The following is a 19,490-nucleotide window of genomic DNA, read 5'->3' as shown; positions in this document are numbered from 1 at the left end:
CCCCTATGCCTTCGCGCCTGTCGGCTTGTCCATCGCTTTCCCGCGAGTGTCCGTCAGCCGATCGTTGGTGGCGGCCGCGGCGCGGCTGCGCGGGCCGTTGAAATATTCCTGTATCCACGGATGCTCGGTCTCGAGCAGTTCGGGGATCGTGCCCACGGCCACCACCTGCCTGTCCGCCAGCACGGCCACCCGGTCGCAGATGGCGTAGAGCGTGTCGAGATCGTGGGTGATGAGAAACACCGTCAGCCCCAGCGTATCGGTCAGTTCGCGCAGCAGTTCGTCGAACTTGGCCGCGCCGATGGGGTCGAGGCCGGCAGTCGGCTCATCGAGGAACAACAGTTCCGGGTCGAGCGCCAGCGCGCGGGCCAGGCCGGCGCGCTTCCTCATGCCGCCCGAAAGCTCGTTGGGAAACTTGCTTGCCGCTTCGGCGGGCAGCCCGGTCATGACCACCTTGTAAAGGCTGATCTCGTTCAACAGCCGCTGGCTGAGTTCGCGATAGAACTGCTTCAGCGGCACCTGCACGTTCTCGCCCACGGTCAGGGTCGAGAACAGGGCGCCGCCCTGGAACAATACGCCCCAGCGGTTGCGCACGCCGATCACCTCGTCGGGCTCTGCCGCGGTGATGTCGTTGCCGAACACCTCGATCGTCCCGTCGTCGGGGATCTGCAGGCCGATGATGGAGCGCATCAGCACGCTCTTGCCGGTGCCCGATCCACCAACAATGCCCAGGATCTCGCCGCGATTGACGTCCAGATCGAGGTCTTCGTGGATCACCTGCTTGCCAAAGCAGTTGCGCAAGCCGCGGATGCTGATCGGGTGATCGCCGGTGAAACGCTGCGGAATATCCTCGTCCACATCGTCGAAATTGGCGACGGGGCTGTCGTCTTCGTCGTAATCCTCGGCCATCAGATCCACCCGATACTGGAGAAGAACACGGCGAAGAAGGCGTCGACCACGATGACCATGAAGATCGCCTGCACCACGGCGGCCGTGGTTCTCAGGCCCACTTCCTCGGCGTTCCCTTCCACCTGCATTCCCTGGTAACAGCCGGCCAGCGCGATGATCAGGCCGAACACCGGCGCCTTGACCACGCCCACCCAGAAATCGGTGGGGGGGACGACTTCCTGGATGCGGGCGAGGAAGGTGAGGAAGGGAATGTCGAGCAGCACGTCGCCGATCACCGCGCCGCCGATCACCGCGCACACGCAGGCGTAGAAACCCAGCAAGGGCATCATGATCACGGCTGCCAGGATCCGCGGGATGATCAGCGCTTCCATCGGGCTGACGCCGATGGTGCGCATGGCGTCGATCTCCTCGGTCAGCTTCATCGTGCCGAGCTGCGCGGCAAAGGCGCTGCCGGACCGGCCCGCCACCATGATCGCGGTCATCAGCACGCCCAGTTCGCGCAAGGTGATGCGGCCGACCAGGTTCACCGTCAGCGTCTCTGCGCCGAACTGCTGCAATTGCACCGCGCCCTGCTGGGCGATGACGATGCCGATAAGGAAGCTCATCAAACCGACGATGGGCAGGCTGGAAACGCCCACCTGCTCCATCTGGCGCACCAGCGCCTTGGTGCGGAACCGGCGCGGATGCAGCAACACCCCGCCCATCGACACGAGGATAGCACCCAGGAAGGCGATGTTGTGCAGCAATCCCCGGCCGAATTCGATAACCTTGATGCCGACATGTTCGGTGACCCGGCCGAAGATCTTCTTGCGCTTGGGGGCCACCGGCGCTTCGGCGCCGCTCTGCTCCACCGTTTCGAGCAGCACCTCGGCCTTGTCGTCCATGCCGACGATCTCGGCGCCCTTGTCAGCCGCGAAACGGTGGACGACCCATGCGCCCACGGTATCGATGGGACTGGCGCCCGAGATGTCGACGAACTGGACGCTGTCGGAAAGCTTGCGCAGTTCCGGATCCAGCCGCCCGATGCTGGAGACAATCAACGGCCCCGTGATGGTGACGGTTACCCGTCCCCCGCTCTCGTCCAGGCTATACTCGGCCCATTCCCTCATCGTTTCGGGCCTATGCGGGGAAATCGCAAGGCTAGCAACCGTTTCGCGTGTTGAACTGGGCGGATTGCGATGGCAGGGGCCATGCCATGACCAGCGAGCTCTCCAAGACTTTCGACCCCGCCGCGATCGAGGCGAAGTGGTATGCCCACTGGGAGGCGAACGGCCTGTTCCGACCCGAGCGGCCGGATGCCGAGCCCTTCACCATCGTCAACCCGCCGCCCAACGTCACCGGCAGCCTGCATATCGGCCACGCGCTCGACAACACGCTGCAGGACATCGTCGTGCGTTACGAGCGGATGCGCGGCAAGGATGCGCTGTGGGTGGTGGGCACCGACCACGCCGGCATCGCCACGCAGATGGTGGTGGAGCGGCAGATGGAGGCGAGCGGTGACAGGCGCGCCAATTATTCGCGCGAGGATTTCGTCGACAAGGTGTGGGCGTGGAAGGAAGAGAGCGGCGGCACGATCACCCGCCAGCTGCGCCGCCTGGGCTGTTCGATGGACTGGTCGCGCGAGCAGTTCACCATGGACGAGAATTTCACCACGGCCGTGCTCAAGGTGTTCGTCGACCTCTACAACGACGGCCTGATCTACCGCGATAAGCGGCTGGTGAACTGGGACCCCAAGCTGAAGACCGCGATCAGCGACCTGGAGGTCGAGACGCGCGACGTGAAGGGCAGCTTCTGGACGCTGTCCTATCCGCTGGCCGACGGCAGCGGCGAGGTGCGCGTTTCCACCACCCGGCCCGAGACGATGCTCGCCGACATGGCTGTGGCGGTCCACCCGGACGACGAGCGTTACCGGGCACTGGTCGCGCGCGGCGCCAAGATCCGCCTGCCGATCACCGGGCGCGAAATTCCGATCGTGGCTGACGAGCATGCCGATCCGGCGCTGGGCAGCGGCGCGGTGAAGATCACCCCGGGGCATGACTTCAACGATTTCGAGGTAGGCAAGCGCGCGGGCATCGCGGCGGGCGACATGCTCAACATGCTCGATGCCGATGCCGCCGTGTGCCAGACCGCCGACGGGTTGGTGCCTGCGGGCCTCATCGGCATGGACCGCTTCGCGGCGCGCGCGCGCGTGGTGGACATGCTCAAGGCGAGCGGGCACCTCGTGCCCCACGTGGTCGAAAAGGACGGCGAGCGCACCGAGCACGACGCCGAGCCGCGCACCATCCCCACCCCCTTCGGCGATCGTGGCGGCGTGCCGATCGAACCTTGGCTGACCGACCAATGGTATGTCGATGCCGCCGAGCTGGCGAAGAAGCCGATCGAGGCGGTGCGCTCCGGCGAGATAGCCATCGTGCCCAAGACCTGGGAAAAGACCTTTTTCAACTGGATGGAGAACATCCAGCCGTGGTGTGTTTCCCGCCAGCTATGGTGGGGCCACCGGATCCCCGCATGGTACGACGCGGACGGCACGGCCTACGTTGCGGAGACCGAGGCCAAGGCGCTTGCGCTGGCCGGACCCAACGCCTCCCTCACTCGTGACGACGACGTTCTCGACACCTGGTTCTCCTCCGCGCTGTGGCCCTTTGCCACGCTCGGCTGGCCCGAGCGGACCGACCTCGTTGAAAAGCATTACCCCAACGACCTGCTCATCAGCGGCTTCGACATCCTGTTCTTCTGGGACGCGCGGATGATGATGGCGGGCTATTACAACATGGGCGAGCGCCCGTGGAACACGCTCTACCTGCACGGCCTGGTGCGCGCCGCGGATGGGCAGAAGATGTCCAAGTCCAAGGGCAACGTGGTCGATCCGCTTGGCCTGATCGACCGCTATGGCGCCGATGCGCTGCGCTTCTTCATGGCGGCGATGGAAAGCCAGGGGCGCGACATCAAGATGGATGAACGCCGCGTCGAGGGCTACCGCAACTTCGCCACCAAGCTGTGGAACGCCACGCGGTTCTGCCAGGCGAACGGCATCGGTGCCTCCGACACGATTGCTGCCCCGCCCGCGCGGTTGGCAGCCAACCAGTGGATCATCGGCGAGGTCCAGCAGACTGTCGCCAAGCTCGACGAGGCGATGGCCGACCTGCGCTTCGACGCGGCGGCCAACACCGTCTATCACTTCGCCTGGGACCGGTTCTGCGACTGGTATCTGGAGCTGATCAAGCCGGTGTTTGCCGAGGGGGCGAGCGAAGACGCCGCCGCCGAGACCCGCGCGGTCGCCGGCTGGGTGCTCGACCAGATCCTCGTCATGCTGCATCCGTTCATGCCATTCGTGACCGAGGAGCTGTGGCACGCGCAGGCCGAACACATGGGGGTGGCCCGGCCCTACGAACTGATCCTCGCCAAGTGGCCCGATCCGCAGGCCGAGGTCAGCAAACAGGCGACCGACGCCATCGACTGGACCATCGCCCTCACCACCGCCACCCGGGCGGCACGCAGCGAGCTTGGCATTCCGCCGGGCGAGAAACTGCCTGCCTTCATCGCCAGCCCGTCAGCCACTGGCGCCGCCGTGCTGGAACGCAGCGCAGCGGCCATCGAGCGACTAGCACGGCTCACCCCCGTCACCATGGGTGAGGCGCCCGCCGGTGCGGCCATGCAGGTCGTGGCGGGCGATGACGTGTTCGTGATCCCGCTGGAAGGCGTCATCGACGTGGCGGCCGAGCGCGCCCGCCTGGCCAAGGCCCGCGATGCTGCCGCCAAGGAACGCGATAGCCTGGGCAAGCGGTTGGAAAACCCCTCGTTCGTCGAGCGGGCCAAGCCGGAAGCGGTCGAAAAGGCCCGTGCCGATCATGCCCACCACAGCGCCGAGTTCGCGCGGCTGGACGCGGCGCTGGCACGGTTGGGATAGGCCCCGCTTGACGCTGGTTCTCGCGACGCAGGCGCCGGGTGAGCCCGAGATCTTCGCCTCCGTGCAGGGCGAGGGCCCCAGCGCCGGGACGCCGGTCGCCTTCGTGCGCCTCAGTCGCTGCAACCTTGCCTGTGTGTGGTGCGATACGCCCTACACCTGGCATTTCGACGGCGACGCGCGGCCGCATCGTTCGGCTGCCACCTTTGCGCGACGGGCGAACCAGCTCGAGCTGGGCGTGGCAGACGTCGCCGCCCGCATCGCCGCGCTGGGGCAGAAACGCCTCGTCGTAACCGGGGGCGAACCGCTGTTGCAGGCCGGCAAGCTTGCCGCGATGCTCGATCTGCTGCCCGGCATGGCGGTGGAGATCGAGACCAATGGCACCGTCATGCCGCCCGCCCCGGTCGACGCGCGGGTCACGCAGTACAACGTCAGCCCCAAGCTCGCCCATTCGGGCAACCCGGCCGATCTGGCGCTGAAACCCGCTATGCTGGCGCACTGGGCGGCAGACGAGCGCGCGTTCCTGAAGTTCGTGATCGCTGCGCCAGGCGATGTGGACGAGGTCAGCGCGCTTGCCGGCACCCATGCCATCCCGCCGCAGCGCATCTTTCTGATGCCGGAAGGGACGACCAGCGCCACCCTGCACGAGCGGCTGTCATGGCTCGCGCCGCTGGCGATGGAGCGCGGCTATCGTGTCACCGACAGGCTGCACATCCACCTGTTCGGCGACACGCGCGGCACGTGAGCGAGGCGCCGTGGCCACGCTGGCCTACGGCATCCGTCAGCTGCTTCCGCCAAGGCGGGTTCGGGTTCAGGTCACGCCCCTTGCGCACGCCAGCGTTGCACGGTGCGGTGGACCATGTCCTCCTCTCCGCCGCCCCTGTTCCACAGTTCCACGAAGCTCGGGTCTTCCGAGGCGGGACGTTTAGATTCCTCCAGCGCATCGAAGCTGACGCGGATGGGGATGGAGACGCCCTCGCCGCAGATGATGCATTCGCGATTGCGCAGCGCCGGGATCGAATCGAGGAAGCCGCGCGCCCCTTCGGGCATGGCGGCTTTCACGAAGGCCTGGTCGCGATCGTTGTTGAGGCGCATCGAGATGATCGTGCCGCACTGCGACAGCACGCCTTCGGCAAGGTCGCTGGGGCGCTGGGTGATGAGGCCCAGGCTGATGCCGTACTTGCGGCCTTCCTTGGCGATGCGGGAGAGCACCCGGCCGACCGAGTTGCCGTCGGCGTTCTTCTCGCTCGGCACGTACCGGTGCGCTTCCTCGCACACCAGCAGGATCGGGCTGGTCGACTCGTTACGGCTCCAGATGGCGAAATCGAACACCAGCCGGCTGAGCACGGCGACAACGGTGCTGGTGATGTCGGACGGCACGCCGGACACGTCGATGATGGCGATGGGGCTGCCGTCGGATGGCATGCGGAAGATCTTGCCGATGAAGTCGGCCATCGTGTCACCCACCAGCATGCCCGAGAACATGAACTGGTAGCGCGGGTCCTGTTTCAGCTCGTCGATCTTGGTCTTGATGCGCATGAAGGGCGCGGTGTTGGTCGCCTTGTCCAGCTTGCCCATGGCGTCCTGCACCAGGTTGGTGAGGTCGGACAGCAGGTAGGGTATCGGCGAATCGACGGTAATCTTGCCCATCGTCTCGGCCAGGCGGTTCTTCTGCCGCGCGGCAAGCAGGCACTTGGCCAGGATGTCCTTGTCGTTCTGCAGATCGTTGCCGGTGCTTTTCAGCAGCACTTCGCAGTGCTCCTCGAAATTCATCAGCCAGTAGGGCATCTGCAGATTGGACACGTCGAAGATGCGGCCGGTGTTGCGGAACGCGGCGGAATATTCGCCGTGCGGGTCGATCATCAGGATGTGGCCCTGCGGCGCGGCCTCGCAGATGCGGTGCAGGATCAGCGCCGCGCTGGTCGACTTGCCGGTGCCGGTGGACCCCAGCAGCGCGAAGTGCTTGCCCAGCATGGCATCGATATACATGCCGGCGCGGATGTCGGTGGTGGGATAGACGGTGCCGATCTGGATCGAACTGCGCCCGTCGCTGGCGTAGATCTGGCGAAGATCCTCGGTCGTGGCGGGATAGCACAGGGCGCCGGGGATCGGATAGCGGGTGACGCCGCGGCGGAAGCTGTGGATCTTGCCGGTCAGCTTCTCCTCCAGCCCTTCGCCCATGAAGTCGATATTGGCGATCACCGCGTTGCCATCGCCCCGGCGATCCTGCCGCTGGTTGCGCACGCTGGCGAGCAGCCAGCCGTCCTGCGTCTTGATCTTGACCTGGCTGCCCACCTGGCCCGCCAGCGCGATCGAGGGATCGGTATCCGCCATGCAATCGTTCAGCCGCAGGAGATCGAGCGCGATCTGCGAGCCGGAGCCGGCAATTTCCAGCACCACTCCGATCGGTTGCGAAGCATTGTCGGCGCTGCGCGAGGCGCGCATTTCGGCTTCGGTCGGCTGGACGGGGGCGGCGTTGGCAAACTGGTTACCCGGCATTTCGTTCATGTAACGCTCGATCCGAAAGCTGTTGCGACTGTGCATCGCGCTAGGCGGACGAGGTTAAAATCGCGTCAATCGCACGCCCGGGGGCAGGCCGTGCGGCCCGTCAGAACAGGGTGGAAATGCGGCTAGCCGCCCACCCCATGAACAGCGACAGGCCGATGGCGAACAGGCCATAGAAGAACGAGGCATCCTGCGCCTCGCTGGCGATGCGGCCCGATACGCCTTCCTTGCTGACCTTGATTTCCGACGTGGCGCTGGTCACCACGCGGCCGTCGATGATGGCAAAGGTCTCGGCCACGTAACGGCCGGGGATCACGTTGGACGGGATGGGGAAGCGCGCCCGGTAGAGGACGCCTTCGGTCACCTCCACCCCACCTTCGAACTGGGCATAGAGGCCCTGCCGCTGGCGCAGGTCGACAAGGCCGGCGGAAAAACGCGCCTGTTCCTCGGGGTCGATCGAGCCGGTCGGGGACAATTGCAACCAGGGCAGGCCCAGCTCGTAGATTGCCGCCGTGCGCTCGTCCACGATGTCCACGATGGGGCGTGAGCTGGCGATGGCATAGAACGAGGGGACCGAGCGGTAGCCGGTGCTGTCGGCATTCACCCATATGCCGAACCAGCGTTCCTTCTCCCGGATGCGGATGGGCTCGGCCGGGCCTTTCAACACCACCACGATATCGTATTCGCCCGTCGCCCGGCCGCCAGAGGCTTCGAGCAAGGCGCCGAACAACAGCAGGTCGGCCCCGGTAAAGCCCTGGCGCAGCACGATCTCGTGCTCGGAAATGTCGGGCACCAGCACCGGATCGCGTCCCTGCGCCGCGCAGGGCACCGCCGCCAGCAGCGCCAGCAGAAAGGCGAGAATCGCGCGCGTCACGGAACCTGTCACAGGGGCACCACCGAATAGACCTCGCCTGGCTGCACGGCCAGGCCGTAGACCATGACCACGGCGATCGAGAGCACCACCAGCGCCAGCGACAGGCGCAGGTGTTCCGGCTTGGCGAACTGCGCCACCCGCGTGCCGAGCTGCGCGCCGGTGACGGATCCGATCAGCAGCAGGCCGGCCAGCACGATATCCACCGCCCGCGTCGTCAGCGCGTGGACCATGGTGACCAGCATGGTGATGAACAGGATGTTGAACAGGCTGGTGCCGACGACGACCTTGGCGCTCATGCCGAGGATATAGAGCATGGCGGGCACCATGATGAACCCTCCGCCCACGCCCATCAGCATCGTCAGGGTGCCTACCACCAGCCCCAGGATCAGCGGCGCGATTGGCGAGATGTAGAGGCCGGAGGCATAGAACCGCCAGCGATAGGGCAGCGCCGCGATCCACGGGTGATGCCGCCTCAACGCTCGCCCCGCTGGCTTCTGCACCAGGCCAAGTGATTGCAGCGCCTCGCGCAGCATCAGCGAACCGATGGTGCCGAGCAGGATGACGTAGAGGATGTTGATGACGGTATCGATCTGGCCGAGCGAGCGCAGCAGGTTGAACAGTCCCGCCCCCAGAAGCGCGCCGAGCATGCCGCCAGCCACGATGACCAGCCCGATCTGGTAGTCCACCCCCTTGTTCCGCCCGTGGGCAATCACGCCCGATACGCTGGCCCCGGTCACCTGCGTGGCGGCGGACGCGGCAGCAACGGTGGGCGGGATGCCGTAGAAGATCAGCAGCGGCGTCGTCAGGAATCCGCCGCCGACCCCGAAGATGCCCGACAGGATGCCCGTGACCAGCCCGAGGAGGACGATCACCAGCCCGTTGACCGCAAGGTTCGCGATGGGGAGGTAGACGTCCATGCCCCCGCGCCTAATGCATCGCCGCCCCGGATTGAAGGCGAATACGGCGCTTGCCCGAATTTCGCGCAGCTAGAACCCGGCTGACAGCGTGATCGCCGGCCCGTCCGCCGGCTCTGCATTGCCCGCGATGCGGATGCGGTAGTCGGCGGAAAGGCGCGCGTTCACCGAGCCAATCGGGAAACTTGCGGCCACGGTCGGCCCGACATCGACCCGCCCGGTGCCGCGCTGGGCCCCGCCCCACGAACCGCCGCCCGCCTCCAGCCGGAAACTTCCCGCCTGTGTGATTGTACGCGTCACCCTCACCTGCCCATCGACGAAAGGGGTCGCGAAGTCGCCGGCAACATAACCAGCTGCCGCGTAGACCTCGCCGTTGAAACCGCCGGGCAAGGGTGCGACGGGCAGTTCGGTGACGGCAAAGGCCGCCGCGCGGATTTCGGCCCCGCCTGTCCCGTCGAATACACGGCCTTCGGCATGAAGGCGCACGGGGAGCACGGCGAGCGGCCGCGCAGAGACGCCCACTGCAGCTTCACGCTCACGCGGCCCGTTTATCGCTGAACTCACGCGGGCATAGGCCTGTGGGCGCCGGGAAGATCCTGGCGCCAAATCGAAACGCAGCACCGCCCCTGTCTGGCTGCGACCATAACTTGGTTGCAAAAGCGAAACGGTCGATGGCGATCCTCCTCGAAAAAGCGCCCATGCATCACCCGACCACCGGTCGCGTGCGGGCTGCCCCCGAACGAAGGGGGCGCCTTGCGTCACCGGGTTGGACGGGACCGGGGCCGGCGTCTGGGCCGCAGCTGGCGCTGGGGTCGGAGAAACCCCGTTTACTTGGAGGAGCGCCGTGGTCGCATTACTTACCCGAGCGATGCCGTTCGGTGGCGATGGGGAGGTCGATGCGGGGACCGGGGCAGGAAGGGAAACGAGTTGGGTCATGGTGATGGAGGCCGATCGATCGACCTGTCCGATACGAATCCGCGAGGACAGCCAACTGCCCTGCACTTGTGATGTCGACGGGAAAAGATCATCGAGCCGAGCCGGCCAAGGAGCGGTCAGACCGTTACGCGCCACGGTGGGCGATCGCACCGCACTTCCCTGGGCAACGAGTGGCGCCTCGCCTTCGCCCGTGCTGAAGACCACGTTCGACCCCGGGAATTGCGGGGTTTCCCAGACAGCCGCCCGATATACCGCCCATGTACCAATCACGGTCGCCAGCATCACCAGGGGGGCGCCTCGGCGCGCCGTGTCCGACCGCCTCATCAGCGGGCGCCCGGTTGCAGGACAAAAGCCGCCGGGTGATCGTCATGTTCGGTCTTGTCCCACTGCGCCGGTTCGCCACGCAAGGCGCGCACGTAGGAAAAGATCGCCCGCCGGGCAGCCATCATGGCGATGATGTTGGATATAGGCAGGCGCAGAACCGCCCTGAGCCCTTCTACCAGTCCGTATTCGCGCGCCGTAAAGGCAAAGCGCATGACCGCTCGCCATGCCAGGCTGACGAGGTTTGCCAGCAGGATGAAGTTCAGCACTGCGCTGCTCTTCCATGGAATTGCATAGCCAAACCAGTCGAGGATGATGTGCGTCACAACGACGACGAGCAGGGTGTATCCGACGAAAAGCACGATGGCCGACAGCGGTCCGCGGCGATCTCGCATCCGCATCCATTTTTCACCAAGGTTCCCGTTCCAGCCCAGCCGATCCCACCCCTGGAAGGCGATACCGTGCAGCCAGCGTGCCTTTTGTCTGACCGCATGGGTTAACGAAGAGGGGAAATATGCTCTCGTGGCCACGAGTTCGCCGTCTTCCCCTCGCACCCGCAGCAGCTTGGACCGCCCCCCGGTGCTACCGACCTTGATACCCAGCTCGTAATCCTCGGTCAGGGTTTTGTGCGAAAAAGGCCCTTCGTCCTGCGTCCGGCGCGCCATTGCTTCCAGCGTCGCGCGGGAAAAGGCGCAGCCCACCCCGGCAGCGGGTATCCCGGCCCCCAATAACGAGCGGACGATCAGCGTCTTGCCGTGCGACTCGGCGAATTCCTCGAGGTAGTGACTGCCGATCCAGCGGGATTTGCGCTGCGGCTGCGGCAGTACCGGCAACTGAACGAATTCGAAGTCGTCCATCGCCGCGTCGACCAAGGCCAGCGCGGCGGGATCGACCATGTCTTCGGCATCGTGCAGCATGATGAACCGGAAGGGGACGCCGGCTTCAGCTTCGACATCGCAAAGCGCACGGAAGATCCCGTTGAGACAACCGGCTTTTGTCGTCGGCCCGTCTATGTCGTTGATGATAATGCGCACACGCGGGTCATCTGCTGCCGCCTCGCCGATGGACCTGATGGTTGCAGGATCGTTGCGATAGCATCCGATGAAAAGGCACAGGTCGCGCTGCGGCCAAGCATTGAGGGCATGCTTTACCGTATGCCCGATGACTTTCGCTTCGTCCCAGGCGGCGATCAGAACGGCAGCACGCCCGCGCAATTCCCGATGCGTCCAGTCCGCACGATCGACTTCGAGAGTCCGCCCCTTTCCGGTCAGCCGGAAATAGAGCCAGGCAAAATCGACGGCTACTTCATCGACAGCGCCGATAAGCAGGAAGATGCCTGCGAACAGCAGCAGTTCGTACTCCGCGATCGCGATCCACGGGGCCACATCCTGAAACGTCATTGCAAAAGCCCCGTCGCCCAACTTGGCGATCTCTCTTAATAAGAGAGACAAATCAGCTGTAACAAGAGTTTATGGCGCCTCCTTGCGTCCCGCCGGGGTTATGGGGTTGCAAAAAAGCCGCATTTCCTAAAGACGCTCGTCCGACATGACTGAAACAGGCCTACTCGAAACCGCCCGGCGCAATTTCACCGCGCTGTTCCGCGCCGATTCCTTCCAGGGGATCCTGCTGATCGCGGTGGCGATTATCGCCATGATCATTGCCAATTCGGGCGTGCAGGACGCGTATTACAGCCTGTTCCACGGCTACCTCTGGTCGAAGGACGTGTTCTACCTCAACACCCTGCACCTTTGGATCAACGACGGGTTGATGGTGATCTTCTTCTTCGTCGTGGGGCTGGAGGTGAAGCGGGAGATCGTCTGCGGCAACCTGTCCGATCCGCAGGCGCGCAACCTGCCGATCTTTGCCGCCATTGCCGGCATGGCGGCACCCGCTGCCGTCTATATGCTGGTGGCCGGCGGGGAGCCGGGGCTGGCACGCGGCTGGGCCATTCCCGCGGCAACCGACATCGCCTTTGCCATGGGCGTCGTAGGCCTGCTGGGCACGCGCGTACCTGCTGCGCTGCGACTGTTCCTGCTGACCGTCGCCATCGTCGATGATATCGGCGCGGTCGCGGTCATCGCCATCTTCTACACCGCCGATCTGAACCTGACCTACCTGGTGGCCGCGCTGGTCGCGTTCGGGGTGATGATCGCCATGAACCGCGCGAAGGTCTCTTCCCTGCTGCCCTTCATCGTACTCACCGTGCTGCTGTGGTATCTAGTGCTGTCGTCGGGCATTCACGCGACGATCGCGGGCGTGCTCGCCGCGCTGACCATCCCCATGCACGCCAAGGGACACGAGGAATCCATGCTGGAGCGGATGGAGCATGCCTTGGTGCCGTGGAACGCCTATATCGTGGTGCCGATCTTCGGTTTCGCCAATGCCGGCGTCAGCCTGACCGGGCTCGGCCTCGATGCCCTGTTCGATCCGCTTCCGCTGGCCGTTGCCGCGGGTCTTGTCATCGGCAAGCAGGCGGGCATCTTCGCCTGTGTCGTCGCGGTCGTGAAGCTGGGCATCGTAGCCAAGCCCGCCAATTGCTCCTGGCCCGAGATCTGGGGTGTCACCATCTTGTGCGGGATCGGCTTTACCATGAGCCTGTTCATCGGCGAACTGGCCTTCCCGGGCGCCAGTGAATCCGCACAATTCCTGCGCGACGAGGCGAAGATTGGCATCCTGTCGGGCTCGCTGATCAGCGCGCTCATGGGCTACGGCGTACTGCGGATGACCAGCCGCCACGATATGGAAATGGATGACCCCGACAGTCCGGTGGTTTAAACCGGCTGTCGGGATCGAAAACCGTCAGTCAGCCTTGGCGACAGGGGCGTCCTCGCCCAGGTCCTCGTACCAGGCCTCGACCGGGCCGGTCAGCTTGATGGTCAGCGGGCGACCGTTGCGGTCGACGGTCTTGCCCGCCTGCACGCGCACCCAGCCCCCGGAGATCGAGTATTCCTCGATATCCTTGCGTTCCCGGCCCTTGAACCGGATTGCGACCCCGCGTTGCAGCTTGTCGGCATCGAAATGCGCGCTGTTGGGGTCGATCGAAAGGTGATCGGGCGGGGTGTCGGTGGTTTTATCGTCGCTCATGGACTGCGCCCCTAGCCGAGCGCCGCCAGAAATCAATCCGGCGGCAACATTGTCTGCGGCGTGGGATCGATCGAAGGCATTTCGTCGGGCGCATCCGGCATGTCGACATCGCCCTGGTCGGGCTGCGTTTCGGGCGGGGCCTCGGGATTGTCCACGTCGCCGCCTTCGTCGGGCTGCACCTCGGGCGGGGTGTTGCCGGGATAGTCGACGTCGCCGCCGGGCAGCGGATCGGGCTGGTTGCCCGTGTCGTTGGCGGGATTGTTGGCAGGCGTGGTAGCAGTCATGGCAGGTCTCCTCGCATGATCGTGCAAAGTGAACGCCCCCGCGCGCCATAGCGTTCCGGCGCCCCGGCACGGGAAAAGCGCGCCTTGCCCTTTCGCGTAACCGCCATTAAGGGCGGCGCTTCGTGCGCAGGCGGACCTTCCGCCTGCTCCACTCGTCGGGCCGCGGGCGTGGCGGAATTGGTAGACGCGCTGGTTTTAGGTACCAGTATCGCAAGATGTGGGGGTTCGAGTCCCTTCGCCCGCACCAGTTTCCGCCCCAATGCCGAGCGACCCCGGGCGAGCGCGCAAACGTATTTGAATGAAGGCAGACCATGCAGATCGTCGAAACCACCAATGAAGGCCTGAAGCGCGCCTATACGCTGACCATCCCTGCCAAGGACATCGACGCCAAGATCGATGCCGAGGTGAAGAAGGTCGCCCCGCAGGTGCGCATGCCCGGCTTCCGCCCCGGCAAGGTGCCCGCCAACCTCGTGCGCAAGATGCATGGCGAGGCGTTGCACGCCGACGTGCTGAACACCGCGGTGCGCGAATCGGTGAACGACCTGCTGCGCGACAAGAAGCTGCGCCCCGCCCTGCAACCGCGCGTCGAGATGACCGAAGGGTACGAGCAGGGCAAGGATGCCGAGCTCAAGGTCGAGGTCGAAGTGCTGCCCGAGATCGAGGCGCCTTCGATCGATGGCCTGAAGCTGGAAAAGCTCAACGTGCCGGTGGACGATGCGCAGCTCGACGAGGCGCTCGGCCGCATTGCGGAAGGCCAGAAGAGCTACAAGGACGCGCCCAAGAGCAAGAAGGCGGCCGACGGCGACCAGCTGATCATCGACTTCACCGGCAGCGTGGACGGTGTGGAATTCGAAGGCGGCAAGGCTACCGATGCGCCGCTGGTGATCGGCTCCAACCAGTTCATTCCCGGCTTCGAGGAACAGCTCGTCGGCATGAAGACCGGCGAGGACAAGACCATCACGGTGACCTTCCCCGCCGACTATCCGGCCGAAAACCTGAAGGGCAAGGAAGCGCAGTTCGACGTCCACGTCCAGCAGGTGAAGATCGCGGGCGAGACCACGGTCGATGACGATTTCGCCAAGTCGCTGGGCCTCGAAGGCCTCGACAAGCTGAAGGAACTGCTGCGCGGCCAGATCGAGCAGGAGAGCGCCGGCCTCACTCGCACGCAGATGAAGCGTCAGCTGCTGGACAAGCTGGCCGCCGACCATGATTTCGCCGTGCCGCCGACCATGGTGGAGGCCGAGTTCGAGCAGATCTGGAACCAGCTGTCGCAGGAAGTCGCCAAGGAAGACGATCCGGCCAAGGCGATGGAAGAGCTGGAAGCCGAGCGCGACGATTACAAGCGCATCGCCGAACGCCGCGTGCGTCTTGGCCTGCTGCTGTCCGAGATCGGCCAGACCAACGGCGTCGAGGTGTCGCAGCAGGAAATGCAGATGCTGCTGCAGCAGGCAGCACAGCAGTATCGCCCCGAGGACCGTGAGCGGTTCATCGAATACGTGCGGTCCGAGCCGATGGCTCAGGCCCAGCTTCGTGCCCCGCTGTACGAGGACAAGGTCGTCGACTTCCTGTTCGACAAGGCCGAGGTGACCGAGCGCGAGGTTACGCGCGAGGAACTCGAAGCCGCGATCGAGGCCGAGGAAACCGCGCCGGCGCCCGCCAAGAAGGCTGCGCCCAAGAAGAAGGCCGCCACCAAGACGTCGGCCAAGACCGACGACGACGCTGCGGGCGACAAGACGGCGGACACCGAGAAGCCCGCTGCCGACAAGAAGGTTTCCGCAAAGAAGGCTCCGGCCAAGAAAGCTGCGGACAAGAAGACCGACGCCGAGACGGATGCCGATGCGGCTGAGAAGCCCGCTGCGCCGAAGAAGGCTGCGGCCAAGAAGCCTGCCGCCAAGAAAGCCCCTGCCAAGAAGTAGGCCGCTTTTGTACGAACACCGAAAGGCCCGCCCGGCATCACCGCCGGGCGGGCCTTTTCGTTTGTGGGGTCAGAAGCTGCCGGCCACGCGCAGTTGCACCCTTGGGCCGCTGCTGCGGCGGCGTTCCTCGGTGAAAAGCAGCGGCGCATCGCCCCTGCGCCCGGCGGATACCGTGCGCAGCAACACATTGGGCTCGTCGGCCAGGTTGCTCACGCCCAGCCGGACGGTTGCGCCCAGCACGTCCTTGTGCTCGGCGAACAGGCTGAGTTCGGTGGTTTCGCCGTAGCTGAAAAAGGTCTCGGTGACGCGGAAATAGGGCGCGCGCGAACGGTCGCGGAAACTGCCACCCCAGGCCCAATCGGTATCGGGGACATCATGGCGCAGGTTCAGTTCGATGCTGAACGGATCGAGCCCGTCGAAGCGGCGCGGCAGACCCGTCACCGGGTCCTCGACCCGCGAGTTTTCCCATGCCACCCGGCCATCGATCCGCGCGCCCTGCCAGCCCAGCGGTTCCATCTGCAAGGTGCCGCGCAGCGCCGCGCCGTATCGCCGCGCCTTGGGGATGTTGCCTTGCGCCGCGCCGCCGCTCGCCACCGGCACGATCAGCACCAGGTCCTCGATCCGCTGGTCGAACAGCGTCAGCGTTCCCGTGCCCAGGGCGCCCAAATCGCGCACGGCCTCCAGTCTGGTCTCCCAGCTCTGCTGCGGGCGCAGCCGATTGTTGCCAAGGTTTTCCCGGTCGCTTTCCAGGCTGACGCTGGCCAGGAAATCGCCGAAGTCGAGCTGGCCGACCCGCCGGGCGATCTCCAGCGAGAGGTCGAGCCCCGCCATCGCCGCCCAGGCCGCGCGAAGGCTGCCCTTGGGCCGCACGAAGGTGCGCGACAGGGCATCGCTGCCGGTTTGCGATAGGGTCGCATACTCGGCCCCGGCGATGGCCTGGATCGAGATGGAAGGTGCCAGAGTGAAGCCGGAACTTACCGAACCTTCGTATCGGTCCTCGCGCACGCCGCCGCGCCCTTGCGGAAAGGGCACGGCGAGGTAATCGCCGCGGGGCGCATCGTAGACGAACAGGTCGCCTTTCTGGTCGAGACGGTTGAACGCTGCCTCGCCCGCGACCTGCCAGTCCGCGCCCCACAGGCCAAAGGTGTATTCGCCGCGCCCGATGCGCTCTCCGATGTCGGCCACGCGGCGGAACCGCGAGCCGCGTGCGTCGGGCAAGGCGCCGACCTCGACCAGCGAGGTATCGGTGCGATCCTTGTGATCGAAGGCTTCGAGCGCGATCAGCTTCAGCTGGCCGCCCCCCAGCGGAAAGGTCACGTCGCCGCCGATTTCGTAAAACCATTCGTCGCTGACCGCGGCGATTCGTTCGTCGAGGAACGGCAGGGGATTACCCGCCACGCGCCGCTCGCTCTCGCGCGATCGGTAGCGTTCGATGCCGCCCGACAGGTTGACGTTGGCCGACACGCCGGGCGCGGGCGTAAAGGCGAATGTGCCGCTGGCGGTCGGCCGGTCGAACCGGTCGAGGAGCACGTTCTCGCGCGCATCCACCACGCCCAGGGCATCGGTGAGGATCGCCGGTCCGCCCTGTCCGCGGGCAAAGGCACCATTGCGCAGGGCCAGCGTATAGCCGACGCCGGCCAGCGCCCCGGTGACGGAGGCCTCACCATCGAACGGCGTCAGCCGCCCGCGCGCGAGGGATAGGCCGGGGCGCCACTCGTACTGGCCCGAAACACCGCTCGTCTCCACCACGATGTTGGCGATCCGGCCCGACAGCCCCGGAATATCGAGCGTGGCACCGTCCACGACCTCGATCCGGACGACGTTGCCTGCGGGGATGCGGGAAAGCTGGTCGGCAGTGCTGTTGGACTTGCTGGCCACCCGCTCCCCGTTGATGAGCAGGTTGCCGCTCGCCTGGCCCAGCCCGCGTCCGCCCCCGCCGCCGCCATTGATCGAAAAGCCGGGGATTCGGGCGATCATGTCAAATGCCGTGCGCGGCGCGTAGCGGGCGAAGTCGGCCGGGGTGTAAACCTCGCGCTCCGCAGCTGCGGTTTCCGGGCCCACACCAGGCGCTGGCGGCACGTCGGCCCCTTGCGGAGGTGGCGCATCGCCGCTGGGCATGTCCTGCGCCCGCAGCGGGGCCCCTGCTGCACACAAGGCCAGGGCAAGCGCCAATGAGGCGACCGGTTTGTCGAGCAGAATCAAGGGCATCCTTCGGTGCGTAGCGGCAGCCGATGGCGCTAGGGCATGGCGCCTTTTCCGGCAACCTCTAGCGCGTCGGCGCGGCAGGTTCCCACGGCGCCAGCCGGGGTTCGGGCAGCGGCACCATGCGCGCACGCTCGTAGGCCGCACCGGCCTGCAGAATGCGATGGTCGCTCCATTTGGCGCCGATGAAGGACAAGCCGACGGGCAGCCCTTCCACCGCGCCCATCGGCACGGTCAGGTGCGGGTATCCGGCGATGGCGGCAAGGTTGCCGATGCCGATGCCGCCGCGATAGTTGTCTCCGTTGACGAGGTCGCTGACCCAGGCGGGACCGCGCGTGGGCGCAATCAGGAAGGCGACGTCGTTCTCGGCCAGCATCCGGTCGATGCCTTCCGGGCCTGCGAGGCGCAAACTGTTGGCGCGCGCGGCCTCGTAGGCGGGGCGATCCGTGGTCGCTAGTGCGGCGGCGAACAGGTCCTGACCGAACCAGCGCATCTCGCTCAGGGCGTGGACGGCGTTGAAATCCACCAGGTCCTGCAAGGAACGCACCGGAATGGCGGCGGGCGATGCGGCGAGGTAAGCATCGACGCCTTCGCGAAACTCGTACAGCAGCACGGTGAATTCGTCGCGCCCCATGGCGGGCTGATCCGCGTAGGTGACGTCGACCAGCACCGCGCCGGCGCGCCGCATGTCATCGAGCGCCTGTTCGTAAATCTGGCCGAGCGGCTCGAACCCGCCAAAGCGGTCGCGCAGCACGCCGATGCGCACACCGGCAAGCGAGGCGGTATCGAGCCCGGCGGTAAAGTCAAAGGCGCGGTCGCCCTCCCCCCCGGCACGTTCCAGGTCTCCGTAATCCGGCCCGGCGATGGCAGACAGCAGCAGCGCCGCATCGGCCACGCTCCGCGCCATGGGTCCGGCGGTGTCCTGGCTGGCGCTGATGGGCACGATCAGCTCGCCACTGACGAGGCCCGTGCTGGGCTTGAACCCGACCACGCCGTTGACGCTGGCGGGACAGGTGATCGATCCGTCGGTCTCCGTCCCGATTGCTGCCCAGGAAAGGCCCGCGGCCACCGCCGCGCCGCTGCCCGAGGACGATCCGCAGGCGTTGCGATCCGTGCCGTGCGGGTTGCGCGTCAGCCCGCCCACCGCGCTCCAGCCGCTGACGGAATCGCTGCTGCGGAAATTCGCCCATTCGGAAAGATTGGTCTTACCCAGCACCACGCCGCCGTTCTGCCGAAGCCGCGCGATGAGCGGCGCGTCACGCCCGGTCATGTTGTCCGCCAATGCCAGCGAGCCGGCAGTGGTCGGCCACTCGCGCGTCTCGATGTTGTCCTTCACCAGCACCGTGCGCCCGGCCAGCAGGCTGGCGCCGTTCACGATACTCGCCTCTTCGGCCGCGCCGGGATTGTGGACGATCACGGCGTTCAGCTGCGGCCCGGCATCGTCAATCGCCTCGATCCGCGCAAGGTAGGTCCGCGCCTCGGCGACCGGATCGAAGGGCGGCGGACTTGCGCGCTCTCCCGCCGGAGGTATCGCCACGGTCTGCGCGGTCGCCAGCGAAGGCAGGGAAAGGGCGAGGAGCGCGGCAAGCGCGGCAGCAGTATGACGTCCCATGCCAGGCCTTGTGCGGCCCCGCCACCGTGCTG

15 protein-coding genes and 1 tRNA gene are annotated in these 19,490 nt (G+C 65.9%); 5 read left to right on the top strand and 11 right to left on the bottom strand.

The window, feature by feature from the left end:
* Positions 1-3 precede the first annotated feature (3 nt).
* Together GRI62_RS02080 and GRI62_RS02075 are read right to left on the bottom strand one after the other, a co-directional pair.
* Positions 4-906: an ABC transporter ATP-binding protein gene (locus tag GRI62_RS02080; protein WP_131451777.1), complete on the bottom strand. Its 903-nt coding sequence runs from the start codon at positions 904-906 to the stop codon at positions 4-6.
* Entirely contained in the window at positions 906-2,015 is a 1,110-nt protein-coding gene (locus GRI62_RS02075) for an MlaE family ABC transporter permease (protein WP_131451776.1), read from the bottom strand. Before GRI62_RS02075 ends, GRI62_RS02080 begins: the two co-directional genes overlap by 1 nt.
* Positions 2,016-2,101: 86 nt before the next feature.
* On the opposite strand from GRI62_RS02075, the gene GRI62_RS02070 reads away from it, so the two are divergent.
* Both GRI62_RS02070 and GRI62_RS02065 read left to right on the top strand, forming a co-directional pair.
* The gene (locus GRI62_RS02070; protein WP_131451775.1) at positions 2,102-4,813 is read left to right on the top strand and encodes a valine--tRNA ligase; all 2,712 of its coding nucleotides are present in this window, start codon (positions 2,102-2,104) and stop codon (positions 4,811-4,813) included.
* A gap of 7 nt (positions 4,814-4,820) precedes the next feature.
* Positions 4,821-5,555 carry a 7-carboxy-7-deazaguanine synthase QueE gene (locus GRI62_RS02065; protein WP_131451774.1) on the top strand — a complete coding sequence of 245 codons (735 nt, stop codon included), beginning with the start codon at positions 4,821-4,823 and terminating at the stop codon, positions 5,553-5,555.
* Between the two features lie 71 nt (positions 5,556-5,626).
* Here the strand turns inward: GRI62_RS02065 and GRI62_RS02060 are convergent, their stop codons facing one another.
* The 5 genes from GRI62_RS02060 to GRI62_RS02040 all read right to left on the bottom strand — a co-directional run bounded on the left by GRI62_RS02060 (position 5,627) and on the right by GRI62_RS02040 (position 11,781).
* Entirely contained in the window at positions 5,627-7,255 is a 1,629-nt protein-coding gene (locus tag GRI62_RS02060; RefSeq protein ID WP_234027493.1) for an ATP-binding protein, read from the bottom strand.
* A gap of 163 nt (positions 7,256-7,418) precedes the next feature.
* The gene (locus tag GRI62_RS02055; RefSeq protein ID WP_373283000.1) at positions 7,419-8,189 is read right to left on the bottom strand and encodes a TIGR02186 family protein; all 771 of its coding nucleotides are present in this window, start codon (positions 8,187-8,189) and stop codon (positions 7,419-7,421) included.
* Between the two features lie 8 nt (positions 8,190-8,197).
* On the bottom strand, positions 8,198-9,106 hold the full coding sequence (locus tag GRI62_RS02050) for a sulfite exporter TauE/SafE family protein (RefSeq protein ID WP_131451773.1): 909 nt from the start codon (positions 9,104-9,106) through the stop codon (positions 8,198-8,200).
* A 69-nt stretch (positions 9,107-9,175) separates the two neighbouring features.
* A complete protein-coding gene (locus tag GRI62_RS02045) occupies positions 9,176-9,667 on the bottom strand; it encodes a hypothetical protein (protein ID WP_131451772.1) in 492 nt (163 codons plus the stop codon).
* Between the two features lie 695 nt (positions 9,668-10,362).
* Positions 10,363-11,781 carry a glycosyl transferase family protein gene (locus GRI62_RS02040; RefSeq protein WP_234027339.1) on the bottom strand — a complete coding sequence of 473 codons (1,419 nt, stop codon included), beginning with the start codon at positions 11,779-11,781 and terminating at the stop codon, positions 10,363-10,365.
* Between the two features lie 124 nt (positions 11,782-11,905).
* On the opposite strand from GRI62_RS02040, the gene nhaA reads away from it, so the two are divergent.
* Positions 11,906-13,135 carry a Na+/H+ antiporter NhaA gene (gene nhaA / locus GRI62_RS02035; RefSeq protein WP_131451771.1) on the top strand — a complete coding sequence of 410 codons (1,230 nt, stop codon included), beginning with the start codon at positions 11,906-11,908 and terminating at the stop codon, positions 13,133-13,135.
* Positions 13,136-13,159: 24 nt separating this feature from the next.
* Here nhaA and GRI62_RS02030 read toward each other — a convergent pair whose 3' ends face one another.
* Both GRI62_RS02030 and GRI62_RS02025 read right to left on the bottom strand, forming a co-directional pair.
* On the bottom strand, positions 13,160-13,444 hold the full coding sequence (locus GRI62_RS02030; RefSeq protein ID WP_131451770.1) for a DUF3297 family protein: 285 nt from the start codon (positions 13,442-13,444) through the stop codon (positions 13,160-13,162).
* A 32-nt stretch (positions 13,445-13,476) separates the two neighbouring features.
* Positions 13,477-13,728 carry a hypothetical protein gene (locus GRI62_RS02025; RefSeq protein WP_131451769.1) on the bottom strand — a complete coding sequence of 84 codons (252 nt, stop codon included), beginning with the start codon at positions 13,726-13,728 and terminating at the stop codon, positions 13,477-13,479.
* A gap of 162 nt (positions 13,729-13,890) precedes the next feature.
* On the opposite strand from GRI62_RS02025, the gene GRI62_RS02020 reads away from it, so the two are divergent.
* Both GRI62_RS02020 and tig read left to right on the top strand, forming a co-directional pair.
* Positions 13,891-13,975: transfer RNA gene (locus GRI62_RS02020), tRNA-Leu, on the top strand.
* 64 nt (positions 13,976-14,039) lie between these two features.
* The gene (tig, locus tag GRI62_RS02015) at positions 14,040-15,644 is read left to right on the top strand and encodes a trigger factor (protein ID WP_131451768.1); all 1,605 of its coding nucleotides are present in this window, start codon (positions 14,040-14,042) and stop codon (positions 15,642-15,644) included.
* Between the two features lie 69 nt (positions 15,645-15,713).
* On the opposite strand, the gene GRI62_RS02010 is transcribed toward tig, so the two are convergent.
* Both GRI62_RS02010 and GRI62_RS02005 read right to left on the bottom strand, forming a co-directional pair.
* On the bottom strand, positions 15,714-17,852 hold the full coding sequence (locus GRI62_RS02010) for a TonB-dependent receptor plug domain-containing protein (protein WP_131451767.1): 2,139 nt from the start codon (positions 17,850-17,852) through the stop codon (positions 15,714-15,716).
* 58 nt (positions 17,853-17,910) lie between these two features.
* Positions 17,911-19,458, bottom strand: a complete 1,548-nt coding sequence (locus GRI62_RS02005) for an amidase (RefSeq protein ID WP_131451766.1) — start codon at positions 19,456-19,458, stop codon at positions 17,911-17,913.
* Positions 19,459-19,490 lie beyond the last annotated feature (32 nt).

Origin of the sequence: Aurantiacibacter arachoides (assembly GCF_009827335.1) — a bacterium.
Taxonomy (GTDB): Bacteria; Pseudomonadota; Alphaproteobacteria; order Sphingomonadales; family Sphingomonadaceae; genus Alteraurantiacibacter; species Alteraurantiacibacter arachoides.
This window is presented reverse-complemented; position numbering and strand designations above follow the sequence as displayed.

What these genes read in the sequence shown, in the direction of transcription:
- GRI62_RS02070 (WP_131451775.1), top strand. Translation starts at nt 2,102, where the DNA reads ATGACCAGCGAGCTCTCCAAGACTTTCGACCCCGCCGCGATCGAGGCG.
- tig (WP_131451768.1), top strand. Translation starts at nt 14,040, where the DNA reads ATGCAGATCGTCGAAACCACCAATGAAGGCCTGAAGCGCGCCTATACG.
- GRI62_RS02025 (WP_131451769.1), bottom strand. Translation starts at nt 13,728, where the DNA reads ATGACTGCTACCACGCCTGCCAACAATCCCGCCAACGACACGGGCAAC.
- GRI62_RS02060 (WP_234027493.1), bottom strand. Translation starts at nt 7,255, where the DNA reads ATGCGCGCCTCGCGCAGCGCCGACAATGCTTCGCAACCGATCGGAGTG.
- GRI62_RS02010 (WP_131451767.1), bottom strand. Translation starts at nt 17,852, where the DNA reads ATGCCCTTGATTCTGCTCGACAAACCGGTCGCCTCATTGGCGCTTGCC.
- GRI62_RS02030 (WP_131451770.1), bottom strand. Translation starts at nt 13,444, where the DNA reads ATGAGCGACGATAAAACCACCGACACCCCGCCCGATCACCTTTCGATC.
- nhaA (WP_131451771.1), top strand. Translation starts at nt 11,906, where the DNA reads ATGACTGAAACAGGCCTACTCGAAACCGCCCGGCGCAATTTCACCGCG.
- GRI62_RS02005 (WP_131451766.1), bottom strand. Translation starts at nt 19,458, where the DNA reads ATGGGACGTCATACTGCTGCCGCGCTTGCCGCGCTCCTCGCCCTTTCC.
- GRI62_RS02050 (WP_131451773.1), bottom strand. Translation starts at nt 9,106, where the DNA reads ATGGACGTCTACCTCCCCATCGCGAACCTTGCGGTCAACGGGCTGGTG.
- GRI62_RS02075 (WP_131451776.1), bottom strand. Translation starts at nt 2,015, where the DNA reads ATGAGGGAATGGGCCGAGTATAGCCTGGACGAGAGCGGGGGACGGGTA.
- GRI62_RS02080 (WP_131451777.1), bottom strand. Translation starts at nt 906, where the DNA reads ATGGCCGAGGATTACGACGAAGACGACAGCCCCGTCGCCAATTTCGAC.